This is a genomic window from Paraburkholderia denitrificans (assembly GCF_042655705.1).
Taxonomy (GTDB): domain Bacteria; phylum Pseudomonadota; class Gammaproteobacteria; order Burkholderiales; family Burkholderiaceae; genus Paraburkholderia; species Paraburkholderia denitrificans.
On record NZ_JBHSMP010000032.1, the window covers coordinates 15,192 to 27,893 of the forward strand.

The 12,702-nt window shown below is 64.6% G+C and carries 11 protein-coding genes; 7 read left to right on the forward strand and 4 right to left on the reverse strand.

The window, feature by feature from the left end; all coding sequences use genetic code 11:
- Positions 1-92 precede the first annotated feature (92 nt).
- Complete coding sequence (gene cutA / locus ACFPTO_RS21190; RefSeq protein ID WP_377714530.1) at positions 93-404, forward strand: divalent-cation tolerance protein CutA; 312 nt, start codon at positions 93-95, stop codon at positions 402-404.
- Entirely contained in the window at positions 397-2,316 is a 1,920-nt protein-coding gene (dsbD, locus tag ACFPTO_RS21195) for a protein-disulfide reductase DsbD (RefSeq protein ID WP_377714532.1), read from the forward strand. The genes cutA and dsbD overlap by 8 nt, the downstream gene beginning before the upstream one ends.
- A 92-nt stretch (positions 2,317-2,408) precedes the next feature.
- Here the strand turns inward: dsbD and hemB are convergent, their stop codons facing one another.
- Both hemB and yihA read right to left on the reverse strand, forming a co-directional pair.
- On the reverse strand, positions 2,409-3,407 hold the full coding sequence (gene hemB, locus ACFPTO_RS21200; RefSeq protein WP_377714422.1) for a porphobilinogen synthase: 999 nt from the start codon (positions 3,405-3,407) through the stop codon (positions 2,409-2,411).
- A gap of 321 nt (positions 3,408-3,728) precedes the next feature.
- Positions 3,729-4,400 carry a ribosome biogenesis GTP-binding protein YihA/YsxC gene (gene yihA, locus ACFPTO_RS21205; RefSeq protein WP_377714423.1) on the reverse strand — a complete coding sequence of 224 codons (672 nt, stop codon included), beginning with the start codon at positions 4,398-4,400 and terminating at the stop codon, positions 3,729-3,731.
- 246 nt (positions 4,401-4,646) lie between these two features.
- Here yihA and ACFPTO_RS21210 point away from each other — a divergent pair, with 246 nt between their 5' ends.
- The 5 genes from ACFPTO_RS21210 (at position 4,647) to msrQ (ending at position 10,933) form a co-directional block, all read left to right on the forward strand.
- Positions 4,647-5,315, forward strand: a complete 669-nt coding sequence (locus ACFPTO_RS21210; RefSeq protein WP_377714425.1) for a c-type cytochrome — start codon at positions 4,647-4,649, stop codon at positions 5,313-5,315.
- A gap of 131 nt (positions 5,316-5,446) precedes the next feature.
- Positions 5,447-7,708, forward strand: a complete 2,262-nt coding sequence (locus ACFPTO_RS21215) for a cytochrome c biogenesis protein ResB (RefSeq protein WP_377714427.1) — start codon at positions 5,447-5,449, stop codon at positions 7,706-7,708.
- Between the two features lie 14 nt (positions 7,709-7,722).
- On the forward strand, positions 7,723-8,961 hold the full coding sequence (gene ccsB, locus ACFPTO_RS21220; RefSeq protein WP_377714429.1) for a c-type cytochrome biogenesis protein CcsB: 1,239 nt from the start codon (positions 7,723-7,725) through the stop codon (positions 8,959-8,961).
- 209 nt (positions 8,962-9,170) lie between these two features.
- Positions 9,171-10,172, forward strand: coding sequence for a protein-methionine-sulfoxide reductase catalytic subunit MsrP (gene msrP / locus ACFPTO_RS21225; RefSeq protein ID WP_377714431.1), 1,002 nt, complete (start codon positions 9,171-9,173; stop codon positions 10,170-10,172).
- 14 nt (positions 10,173-10,186) lie between these two features.
- Positions 10,187-10,933: a protein-methionine-sulfoxide reductase heme-binding subunit MsrQ gene (gene msrQ, locus ACFPTO_RS21230; protein ID WP_377714433.1), complete on the forward strand. Its 747-nt coding sequence runs from the start codon at positions 10,187-10,189 to the stop codon at positions 10,931-10,933.
- A gap of 147 nt (positions 10,934-11,080) precedes the next feature.
- Here msrQ and lysA read toward each other — a convergent pair whose 3' ends face one another.
- Together lysA and lptM are read right to left on the reverse strand one after the other, a co-directional pair.
- On the reverse strand, positions 11,081-12,340 hold the full coding sequence (gene lysA, locus ACFPTO_RS21235) for a diaminopimelate decarboxylase (protein ID WP_377714435.1): 1,260 nt from the start codon (positions 12,338-12,340) through the stop codon (positions 11,081-11,083).
- 9 nt (positions 12,341-12,349) lie between these two features.
- On the reverse strand, positions 12,350-12,697 hold the full coding sequence (lptM, locus tag ACFPTO_RS21240) for an LPS translocon maturation chaperone LptM (protein ID WP_377714437.1): 348 nt from the start codon (positions 12,695-12,697) through the stop codon (positions 12,350-12,352).
- Positions 12,698-12,702 lie beyond the last annotated feature (5 nt).

Consider the following 12,702-nt stretch of genomic DNA (forward strand, 5'->3'; position numbering starts at 1 on the left):
GCCACTAACGGAACGGGTGTGGCCCCGGTGGTACGATAACGTTCTGTTTACGCCTCGCGCCGGAATTCGCCGTGACCCTCAATGCGACCCTGATGCTGACGACGGTGCCCGACACCGCGACCGCCGACCGGCTGGCCGCGCAGGCGCTCGCGCAGCGTCTGGCGGCATGCGTCACGCGTCTCGGCGCAGTTCAATCGCAGTATCACTGGCAGGGCAAAGTCGAGTCCGCCGACGAAATTCAGTTGCTCTTCAAGACGAGCGTCGCCCGTGCGGCCGAGCTCGAAGAGTTCATCCAGGCACAGCACCCGTACGACACGCCCGAAATCCTTTCGTGGCAGGTCACGGCGTCGAACGCTTACGGGCAGTGGATCAATGCCGAAACTCAGCGTCCCATTCATGTTTAACCGCTTCGAACGGCGCCTGCGCGCCGGGTTCTCCTTCCTCGTCGCGCTGCTCTCGCTCCTCGCGTTTACGCCGCTCGCCCATGCCGACGGCGACCTGCTCGAACCCGATCAGGCGTTTGGTTTCAGCGCCTCCGAGCAGCCGGGCGGCGTTGACGTTCACTTTAAGGTCGCCGATGGCTACTACCTGTATCGCGAGCACTTCGTGTTCGCGACGCGCGGCGGCACGGCGACGCTCGGCACGCCCGAAATGCCCGCGGGTCACATCAAGTTCGATCCGACCTTCCAGAAGAACCTGGAGATTTACCGGGGCCAACTGACGATCCGCGTGCCGGTGAAGGACGCGAGCGGGCCGTTCGATCTCGCGGTGACGTCGCAAGGCTGCGCGGACGCTGGCATCTGCTATCCGCCTGCCGTGCATGTCTTCCATGTGAGCGGTGCGGCGCTGCAATCGGCCGGAGCCGGGACGGCGGCCAATGCCGCGCAGTCCGCCACGGACTCGCCGGATACACAAAGCAATGCATCAGACAATGCATCCGGTAACGACGAACCGTGGTACGTGCGCGCGACCAGCGCCGATTACGCGCAGTCGCTGCTCCAGGGCGGCCGCTTCTTCGCCGTGGTGGGCCTGTATTTCCTCGCCGGGATGGTGATGAGCCTCCTGCCGTGTTCGTATCCGATGATCCCGATCCTCTCGGCGATCATCGTTGGCGAAGGCGCACGCGTGACGCGCGCGCGCGGTTTCGCGCTCTCGTTCACCTACGTGCTCGGCATGGCGCTCGTTTATACGGTGCTGGGCATTGCCGCGGCGATGGTCGGCCAGGCCCTTGGCGCGTGGCTGCAAAACCCGTGGGTGCTCGGCGCGTTCGCCGTGCTGCTCACCGCATTCGCGCTCACGCTGATCGCCGGTTACGACATCGCCTTGCCGCAGCGCTGGCAGGACGGCGCATCGCGCGCCTCGCAGGGGCGCTCGGGCGGCAAGTTCGCCGCCGTCGCCGCGATGGGTGCGCTCTCCGCACTCGTCGTGGGCGCGTGCATGACCGCGCCGCTCTTCGCCGTGCTCGCGTTCATCGCCCATACGGGCAACGCCGTGCTCGGCGGCGCCGCGCTTTTCGCCATGGGCATCGGCCTTGGCGTGCCGCTCATGATCATCGGCTTCGGCGCGGGTACGCTGCTGCCGCGCGCGGGCGGCTGGATGGACGGCGTGAAGGTGTTCTTCGGCGTGGTGCTGCTTGCAGCTGCGCTGTGGATCGTGTGGCCGGTGCTCGGCGCAACCACGAAGATGCTGCTCGCCGCACTCTGGCTGCTGCTTGCCGCCGCGGCGCTCGGGCTGTTCACGCCGAATGCCGGAAGCGCGACCGTCTGGCGCCGGCTCGGACGCGGCGTCGGCGCCGCGTTCGCGATCTGGGCGGCGACGTTGCTGGTCGGCCTGGCGGCGGGTTCGACTGATCCGCTGCGCCCGCTCGGCGTGCTCGCCATGCGCGCGGGTGGTGCGAGCGCCACGGCGTCCACGACGGCAGGCGCACCGGATGCGAACACGCTGCCGTTCGCCAGTGTGGCCTCGCCCGCGCAGCTCGATGCCGCGCTCGGGACGGCGGGCAGGCCGTCGATGCTCGATTTCTACGCCGACTGGTGCGTGAGCTGCAAGGAGTTGGAGAAGTTCACGTTCAGCGACCCGCGCGTCGCGGCGCGTCTGAAGCAACTCGGCCTGATGCGCGCAGATGTGACGGCGAACAATCAGGACGATCAGGCGCTGCTCAAGCGCTTTGGCCTGTTCGGGCCGCCGGGCATCATCTTCTTCGATGCGAAGGGGCACGAAGTGTTGCGCGTCGTGGGTTACGAGCCTGCGGACCGTTTCCTCGCGCGACTGGATCAGGTGGCCGCGCGGATGGCGCCGCCTGTGCCGCAGTCGTAAAACACGCAGCGAGCGGATACGAAAAAGGCACGTCGATCGGACGTGCCTTTTTTACAGCAGCTGCGCTCCGGTGAACCGGGGCGCCGCGCGACTTACTTCTGCTCGCGCAACAGACGCGCAGCGTCGAGCGCGAAGTACGTGAGAATGCCGTCCGCGCCTGCGCGCTTGAACGCGAGCAGCGATTCCATCATCACCTTGTCGTGATCGAGCCAGCCGTTTTGCGCGGCGGCCTTGAGCATCGCGTATTCGCCGCTCACCTGATACACGTACGTCGGGAAGCGGAATTCGTCCTTCACGCGGCGCACGATGTCGAGATACGGCATGCCCGGCTTCACCATCACCATGTCGGCGCCTTCCTCGATGTCGAGGCGCACTTCGCGCAGCGCTTCGTCGCTGTTGGCCGGATCCATCTGGTAAGTCATCTTGTTGCTCTTGCCCAGATTCGATGCCGATTGCACCGCATCGCGGAACGGGCCGTAGAACGCTGAAGCATACTTGGCCGAATACGCCATGATCTTCGCGTGGACGTGGTTCTCGCTTTCCAGCATCTCGCGGATGGCGCCGATGCGGCCGTCCATCATGTCCGACGGCGCGACGATATCGCAGCCCGCCTCGACCTGCGTGCGCGCCTGCGCGACGAGGATCTCGACCGTCACATCGTTGATCACGTAACCATTCTCGTCGAGCACGCCGTCCTGGCCGTGGCTCGTGTACGGATCGAGTGCGACGTCGCACAGCACGCCCAGCTCCGGGAAGCGCTTCTTCAGTTCGCGCACGGCGTTCGGAATCGTGCCTTCGGGGTTGGTGGCCTCGATGCCGTCGGGCGTCTTGAGCGACGGATCGACAGCCGGGAACAGCGACAGCACCGGCACGCCGAGTTCGACGCATTGCTCGGCGACGCCCATCAACAGATCGACCGAGATGCGTTCGACGCCCGGCATCGACGGCACGGCTTCGCGCACGTTGTTGCCGGCGACGACGAACACCGGGTAGATCAGATCGTTCGTGGTCAGGATGTTTTCGCGCATCAGGCGGCGCGAGAAGTCGTCACGGCGCATGCGGCGCGGACGATGATGCGGATAGAAGCTCATGTCGGCGGATTTTCTGAGTCGAAGTGGGTTCCCGGCGGCCCCGGAAACTTTTCAGGACAATGGTATATCATACCGATCGAGCGAGGCGCCCTGCGCCGGACTCCCCGCTTCTCCTCCCTGAGCGGGTGCCTGTCGTTTTTCGATAAGGCTGTTTAACCCGCCGGCACTAACGGCGGGTTTTTTTATGTCCGCCTGAAACGGACTGCGACGCCCGCCAATGTGCGACAACGTGAATCGGCCGGATCTTCGCCGTGATGTCCCCAAAAAGGACGCGAGAGGCGAGTCGCATGCGGTGCTCTCTGCCCGCATGCGGCAACCACTTTATTTCACGGGGCTTTCAGCGGCTCCGCCCGCGTCGCCCTGGTCGGCGGGCGGTACGAGCCAGTTTTCGATCTGCGTGTTCGCCTCTTCCAGCCCGACGCGCTTGAGCGCCGAGAAAAGTTGCGCGCTCAATTCGCCTTCGAAGCCCTGCTGACGGTATTCGTCGAACGCCTTTTTCGTCGCACGCAGCGCGAGCACAGACTCCTGTCGAGTCAATTTGTCGCATTTGGTCAGCAGTGCGTGGATCGGCCGGCCCGTCGGCGCAAACCACTCGATCATGCGGCAGTCGAGGTCGGTCAGCGGACGGCGCGCGTCCATCATCAGGATCAGGCCGCGCAACTGCGCGCGCGACTGCAGATACTGGGACAGCAGCGCTTCCCAGTGCGCCTTCGAGGCCTCCGGCACTTCCGCATATCCGTAGCCGGGCAGGTCGACGACATAGCCCGTGGGAGCGTCGGCCGGGCCGACCGCAAAATAGTTGATGTGCTGGGTGCGCCCCGGCGTCTTCGACGCGAATGCGAGCCGTTTCTGGTTGCACAGCAGGTTGATCGCCGTGGATTTGCCGGCGTTCGAGCGGCCGGCAAACGCAATTTCCGGCCGCGCCGTGGCGGGCAGATCGCGCAGATGGTTTACCGTCGTGAAAAAGCGGGCTTGGTGCAGCAGGAAGGCCATCTGGAAAACCACAATATGAGACAACTTGGCGGCTTTGCCGCAGGCCCGGAGGCGGCCGGGAAGGAATTCAGGATATCGGGAGGAGGCCCGACTGGCGCGGTTGCGTCCACCGCGCTATTGTACAATGGGACGATTTACTGAATACCTGTGAGGCCTGCGCGGACCTTTCGGGGCAGTTCGGGGGCAGTTCGGTCTCTGACGTACTTTGCAGAACCTTATTCCCACAAGACGAAACAAGGTGCGCGAATGAATCGACTGTGTAAGTCCTTGAAGGTGCACGAATTTTGGGCGGTGGCAGGTTTTGCGGCAGGTCTCTCGATGATGTCGGCGTCGGCGCTGGCCGATGCGGCCAAGCCGAATGCGGCGAACGCAGCGCACGGCCAGGCCATTGCGGCGCAGGTGTGCGTGGCCTGTCACGCCGCAGACGGCAATAGTCCGGCGGCCACGTATCCGAAGCTCGCTGGCCAGCATGCCGACTATCTCGTCAAGCAGCTCGCGGACTTCAAATCGCAGGGCGGCAAGCCGCCCGCACGTAGTAATCCGATCATGAGCGGCCTCGCTGCGACGCTGTCGGATCAGGATGCAATCGACGTTGCTGCCTGGTTCGCCTCGCAGACAACCAAGCCCGGTTACGCGCGCGACGCGAAGACTGTGCCGCTTGGTCAGCGCATCTGGCGCGGCGGCATTGCGGAGAAGGGCGTTCCGGCCTGTGCGGCGTGTCATGGGCCGACCGGTCAGGGCATTCCGGTTCAGTATCCGCGTCTGTCGGGCCAGTGGGCGGACTATGTCGCGGCGCAGCTCAACGCGTTCCAGCAAGGCACGCGCAACAACAGCGAGCCGATGCGGCAGATTGCGCGCCGCATGTCGGACGATGAAATCAAGGCCGTGGCCGATTACGCCGCCGGTCTGCACTGAATAGGCGTGGCGCACAGCGGGTGCGCCAGCCGGTCGAAGAATAAGAAGGGGGAGGGCGCCGCCGGTGTTGCGGCGCAGCCCCCTTTTTGCTGTCCGGTGACGATCGAGTTGCCGTTTGATGTGGAGTTGGAATGAGCGTCACCCCGTCGGGTCTGCAGTCGAACGTGCGCCAGAAGGCGTTCAGGAACGCCATCGAACTGCTCAGTTCGATGCGTTTTGCCATCGCGCTGCTAGTCGTGCTTGCGATTGCGAGCGTCATCGGCACCGTCCTCACCCAGGACGATCCGTATCCCAATTACGTGAACCAGTTCGGCCCGTTCTGGGCCGACGTCTTCCGGTCGCTGAGCCTCTATACGGTCTACAGCGCCTGGTGGTTCATGACGATCCTCGGTTTTCTCGTCGTGTCGATCTCGCTCTGCGTGATTCGCAACGCGCCGAAGATGATCGCCGACGCGAGGAGCTGGAAGGACAAGGTCCGCGAAGCCAGCCTGCACGCGTTCCACCACAAGGGCGAATTCGTGCACGAGGGCGCCACGCGCGCGCAGACGGCCGCGACGCTCGGCAAGCTCACGCAGCGCCTCGGCTACCGGTTCGTCACGCGCGAGACGGAGGGCGCGACGCTCATCGCCGCCAAGCGCGGCGCGCTCACGAAGGTCGGCTATATCTTCGCTCACCTCGCGATCGTGGTGATCTGCCTCGGCGGGCTGCTCGACAGCAATCTGCCGATCAAATTCCAGATGTGGCTCTTCAACAAGACGCCGATCCGCACCGACGCCGTCATCAAGGACATCGCGCCCGAGCATCGACTTTCGGCGTCGAATCCGACCTTCCGCGGCAATGCGTGGGTGCCCGAAGGCCAGAACGTTTCGACGGCTATCCTCAATCAGCCCAACGGGATGCTGGTCCAGGATCTGCCTTTCTCGATCCAGCTGAACAAGTTCCGCGTCGATTACTACTCGACCGGCATGCCGAAGCTGTTCGCGAGCGACATCGTCGTGATCGACCACAAGACGGGCAAGCGCACGCCGGCGCGCGTCGAGGTGAACGCACCGTTCGAGTACGACGGCGTGTCGATCTACCAGTCGAGCTTCCAGGACGGCGGCTCGCACATGCAGATGACCGCGTGGCCGATGTCCGGCGCGAGCGCCAAGAGCTTCCCGTTCGGCGGCACGATCGGCTATTCGGCGCCGTTGCTCGCCCCGGCGGGCGACACGGTGCCGGGCATGAACGGGCAGAGCATCGAATTCGCCGATTTTCGCGCGATCAACGTCGAGAACATGACGAACGCCAACGGCGCGAATGACGCACGCGGTGTCGCGCACACGTCGATCAAGCAGGCTTTCGACGAGCGCCTCGGCTCGGGTGCGAAGTCCTCGAAGCCGACCGATCTGCAGAACATCGGGCCTTCGGTGCAGTACAAGGTGCGCGACAAGGATGGCCAGGCGCGCGAGTACGACAGCTACATGATGCCCGTCGAGGTCGCCGGTTCGCGCGTGTTCCTCGCGGGCGTGCGCACGACTCCGGAGGAACCGTTCCGTTACCTGCGCATTCCGGCCGACAGCGGCGGCACGATCAAGGAGTGGATGCTGCTGCGCGCGGCCTTCGCGGATCCCGCGTTGCGCGAGCAAGCGGCGCAGCGTTTTGCCGCACGTGCGGTTCCCAATGCGAACAAGGAACTGGAACAGCGTCTGGAAGAAAGCTCGCTGCGTGTGCTGACCCTGTTTGCGGGCAATGGCCAACCGGGCGTGAACCCCGCCAGGCCGGAGGACGCGGGCGGCTTCCAGGCGGTGGCGGCGCTCATCGACAAGTCGGTGCCGAAGGATCAGCAGGAAAAGGCGGCGGACACGATGCTGCGCATGCTGAACGGCCTGACGTGGGATCTCTGGCAGCTCGCGCGCGAGCGCGCAGGCGAGCCGGATCTCAAGCCCGACGCCACGTCCGGGCGCTTCGTGCAGGATTCGATCAACGCGGTTTCGGACAGCTTCTTCTACGGTGCGCCGGTTTTGCTCCAGCTCGATTCCTTCAGGCAGGTGCAGGCGTCGGTATTCCAGTTGACTCGCGCACCGGGCAAGAAAGTCGTGTATCTTGGCAGCTTGTTGCTCGTGACCGGCATCTTCTGCATGTTCTACGTGCGCGAGCGACGGATGTGGTTCTGGCTTAAGGACACCAACGGGGACAATAGCGGGGACAACAACGGTCGCGGCGTGAGTGTGACCATGGCGATGTCGACCGCACGCCGGACCCTCGACTTCGAAAAGGAGTTCGCCCGTACCCGTGACGCGGTAGGCCGCGCACTGGGATCCCCACCGGCAGGCCACGATGGCATGGAAGGCGGACGGGACGGCGAAAGCGGGTCGGACCAGGCGTCACGGTCCACGGTTACTCACGATTAATAGCGGAACGCTTCATGGATTTGAGTCAGGTTTCCCCTTCCGCGAACGCACGGCGTGCCAGCCGTGCGTCGAATGCGGACACTGTGCGCAACGCTGCGAATGCGCACGATTCCCTTCAATACGCGCTCTTCGACGAACGCCCGTTCCTGCGCCGACTGACGCTGGTGGACTGGGTGTTCGCGCTCGCGCTCGTGGCTGGCGGGGTCTTCGCGTTCTCGCATTACCACGCGTACATGCATTACTACGACAAGCTGGTGCTGGGCTGCACTGTGCCGGCGCTTGTCGTGCTCGGCTGGCGCTGGAAGCCGTCGCGTCTGCTGATGGCCTCGATCGCGGTGCTGTCGATCGGCGCGATCCAGATCTATCAGGGCAACCTCGCGCGCGCCGAATCCACGTTCTTCCTCAAGTACCTGCTGTCGAGCCAGTCGGCCATTCTGTGGATGAGCGCGCTGTTCGTCTTCGCGACGTTCTTCTACTGGGTCGGACTGCTCGCGCGCTCGGAGACGGGCGGTGCAATCGGCATGCGGCTCACGTGGGTGGCGGTGCTGATGGGCTTCACCGGATTGATGGTGCGCTGGTACGAGTCGTACCTGATCGGCGCGGACGTCGGCCACATTCCCGTCTCGAACCTCTACGAAGTCTTCGTGCTGTTCTGCCTGATCACGGCGCTCTTCTATCTGTATTACGAAAAGCACTACAACACGCGCGCGCTCGGCGCGTTCGTGCTGCTGGTGATCAGCGCGGCGGTCGGCTTCCTCATGTGGTACTCCGTCTCGCGCGACGCCCAGCAGATCGAGCCGCTCGTGCCCGCGCTGCAGAGCTGGTGGATGAAGATCCACGTCCCGGCCAACTTCATCGGTTATGGCAGCTTTGCGCTGTCGGCGATGGTCGGCGTCGCGTACATCCTGAAGGAACGCGGCATGCTGGCGGACCGCCTGCCCACGCTCGATGTGCTCGACGACGTCATGTACAAGTCGATCGCCGTCGGCTTTGCGTTCTTCACGATCGCGACGATCCTCGGCGCGCTGTGGGCCGCGCAGGCCTGGGGCGGCTACTGGAGCTGGGACCCGAAGGAAACCTGGGCGTTGATCGTCTGGCTCAACTACGCGGCCTGGCTGCACATGCGGCTCATGAAGGGGCTGCGCGGCGGCGTGGCCGCCTGGTGGGCGCTCACGGGCCTGCTCGTGACGAGCTTCGCGTTCCTTGGCGTGAACATGTTCCTTTCGGGGCTGCATAGTTACGGCAAGCTGTAACTTTCGCGGCCCTCGGGACGAACTAACCGTCGGATGCTTTGCACCGGCGGTTTTTTTTCGTCTGGCGGGGAAGATTCGGGTACCGCGTGTGTTTGTTCCGGTGAGGACCTGAATTCACCGCCGCTGTCGCCACTTTTGCCACCGTTTTTGTTGTATGAACGCAGTGCGGCGGGTGCAGGTCCAACTTCTGTTCTGATCGGAGCGGCATCATGTGGACGAGGCGCAGCAGCAGGATCATCCTCAACGGCGACGACATCGCCGCAAGCGAAATCACCCCCCAGCGGATCTTCGAACAGCGCCGGCGCGTACTGCAGGCGGCCGGGGCGATGGCGCTCGGCGGCGTGGCGGGCACGTTCGGCGCGCAGAATGCGTTCGCCGAATATGCGTCGCCGGATCCGAAGGCGCTGAAACTCGCCGCGAAAACCGACACGAAGTTCGTCGCGCTCGACAAGGTGACGCCGTTCAAGGACATCACCACGTACAACAACTTCTACGAGTTCGGCACCGACAAGAGCGATCCCTCCGAGCATGCGCACACGCTGCGGCCGCGTCCGTGGCGGGTGAGCGTCGAGGGTGAGGTGAAGAATCCGAAGGTCTATGACATCGACGAGATCCTCAAGCTCGCACCGCTCGAAGAGCGCGTGTACCGGCACCGCTGCGTGGAGGGCTGGTCGATGGTCATTCCGTGGATCGGCGTGCCGCTTTCCGAACTGATCCGCCGCGCGCAGCCCACCGGCAACGCGCGCTACGTGCAGTTCGTCACGCTCAACGATCCTTCGCAGATGCCCGGTCTCGCCGATCCGATCCTCGATTGGCCGTACTCCGAAGGTTTGCGCATGGACGAGGCGATGAATCCGCTGACGCTGCTCACGGTCGGCGTCTACGGGCAGGTGCTGCCGAACCAGAACGGTGCGCCCGTGCGCGTGGTCGTGCCCTGGAAATACGGCTTCAAGAGCGCCAAGTCGCTTGTCAAGATCCGCTTCGTCGAGGCGCAGCCAAAGACCAGCTGGAACACCTACGCGCCGAACGAATACGGCTTCTACTCGAACGTGAACCCGAGCGTCGACCACCCGCGCTGGAGCCAGGCGACGGAGCGGCGCATCGGCGAGGACGGCTTTTTCACGCCCAAGCGCAAGACGCTGATGTTCAATGGTTACGGCGAGCTGGTCGCGTCGATGTACCAGGGCATGGATCTGCGCAGGAACTTCTAGGGCGCGAGGCCGCGATGGAGCAACCGATGGAAACGACGACGACTTCCGGCGTCGTGCCGCGCCCCGCGAGTTCGAGCGCGAGTTCAGGCGTAATTACGCGCGCCGCGATGAAGCGCGACGCCGCGACGGCTGCCGTAACTGGGCCGCGCTGGCTTGGCTGGGCGAAGATCGTCGTCTTCGTGGCCGCGTGGTATCCGCTCGCGCGCCTCGTGCTTTTCGGCGTGACCGGGCGGCTCGGTGCGAATCCGATCGAGTTCATTACCCGCTCGACCGGGCTCTGGACGCTCGTGTTCCTGTGCATCACGCTGGCCGTCACGCCGCTGCGCAAGCTGACCGGATGGCCGACGCTGATCCGCTTTCGCCGCATGCTCGGCCTCTATGCGTTCTTCTACGTGTCGCTGCACTTTGTCACGTATATCTGGTTCGACAAGTGGTTCGACCTCGTGGAGATTTTCAAGGATGTCGGCAAGCGGCCGTTCATCACCGTCGGCTTCACGGCGTTCGTGCTGCTTCTTCCGCTTGCCGCGACCTCGCCGCGCGCGATGGCGCGGCGGCTTGGGCGGCGCTGGCAGACGCTGCACCGCCTGATCTATGCGATCGGCGTGCTCGCGATACTGCACTTCTGGTGGATGAAGGCCGGCAAGCACGACCTCGCGCTGCCCAAGCTCTATGCGGCGATCATGATCGTGCTGCTCGGCTGGCGGATCGGTGCCTGGTTGCTGGCGCGCTATCAGTTGCGTGCTGGCGGGCGCACGACGTAGAACTTGCCGCTGGCGGGGTAATGAAAAAGGCGACGCTTCGAAAGAAGCGTCGCCTTTGTTTTGGCGCTGTGCCGTGTTGTACCGCGCTGTGCTGCGTTGTACCGCGCGTTGTACCGATACTTGCGGCAGCGTCTGCGTGCGCGAGCCTTAATCCGGCAGCAGGTTTTCACCCGCAAAGAGTTGCGCGACCGTCTCTCGCGCACGCGCGACGTGAATGCGCGAGCCGTCGACCATCAGCTCGGCCGCACGCGGACGCGTGTTGTAGTTCGAACTCATCGCGAAGCCATACGCGCCCGCCGAGCGGATCGCGAGCAGGTCGCCCGGTTCGATCGCAAGCGTGCGCGCGCGGCCAAGCCAGTCGCCGCTCTCGCACACAGGACCGACCACGTCATAGGTCTGCGCGGGCGTGCTGCGCTCGGCCACCGGTTCGATCGCGTGATACGCGTCGTACATCGCGGGGCGCGCGAGGTCGTTCATCGCGGCGTCGACAATGGCGAAGTTCTTTTCCGCACCCGGTTTCAGGAACTCGACGCGCGTGAGCAGCAGGCCCGCATTGCCCACGAGCGAGCGGCCCGGTTCGAAGAAGACTTCGCGCTGGCCGCCATGCGCGTCGATGCGATCGAGCACCGTCCGCACGAACGCGCCGATCTCGGGCGGCGTCTCGTCGTCGTAACGGATGCCGAGGCCGCCACCGACGTCGATATGATGAATCTTCACGCCATCCGATTCGATCTGGTCGACGAGTTCGAGCAGCTTTTCGATGGCGTCGAGATACGGCTCGATTTCGGTGATCTGCGAGCCGATGTGGCAGTCGATGCCGACCACCGCGAGATGCGGCATCGCCGCGGCGGCGCGATAGGCGGCGCGCGCGTCTTCGAACGCAACGCCGAACTTGTTCGCCTTCAGCCCCGTGGAAATGTAGGGGTGCGTTTTCGGATCGACATCCGGGTTCACGCGCAGCGAAACCGGCGCTTGCTTGCCGAGCGCGCCCGCCACGGCGTTCAGGCGGTCGAGTTCGGGAATCGATTCGACGTTGAAGCACTTCACGCCCGCTTCGAGCGCGACGCGCATTTCGTCGGCGGTCTTGCCGACGCCCGAGAACACCACGTTCTCGGCTTTGCCGCCCGCAGCCAGTACGCGGGCGAGTTCGCCGCCCGAAACGATGTCGAAGCCCGCGCCGAGACGCGCGAACAGATTGAGCACCGCGAGGTTGCTGTTCGCCTTGACCGCGACGTGGACCGAGGCGCGCCGGCCGGCGCATGCGTCGGCGTAGGCGTGCCATGTGGCGGTGAGCGCCGCGCGCGAGTACACGTAGAGTGGCGTGCCGAACTGCTCGGCGAGATCGCTGGCGCGAACGTCTTCGACGTAGAGCGTGCCGTCGATGCGGTGAAAAGCGGGCTGGGTCATACGGGCATCTTATTCGGTTGGCGTGGCGCTGGCAGGCGCAGGCGGACTTGCCGGCGTGGACGGCGTCGCGCCGAGTTCGGTATCGGGAGACAGCGTGAGCGGATTGCCCGACGTGTCGGGAATCGATTCGGCCTCCGCGCCGGATGCACCCGTTGCTGCGGCGGGCGCAGCTCGTCCGGTGTCTTGCGTCTCGAAATTGGGCTTGGCCGGAAGCGGCGGAACGGTGGGCAGGTAGAGCGGGCCGCGCTGCCCACAGCCGGTAAGGGCAACGGCAGCAAAAACCGCTGAAACAGCTAAAATTGCGCCGCGCGTTGCAACGCCAGGCGCCGCTGCGCGCATCCTGAAAATGACACGCATAATTG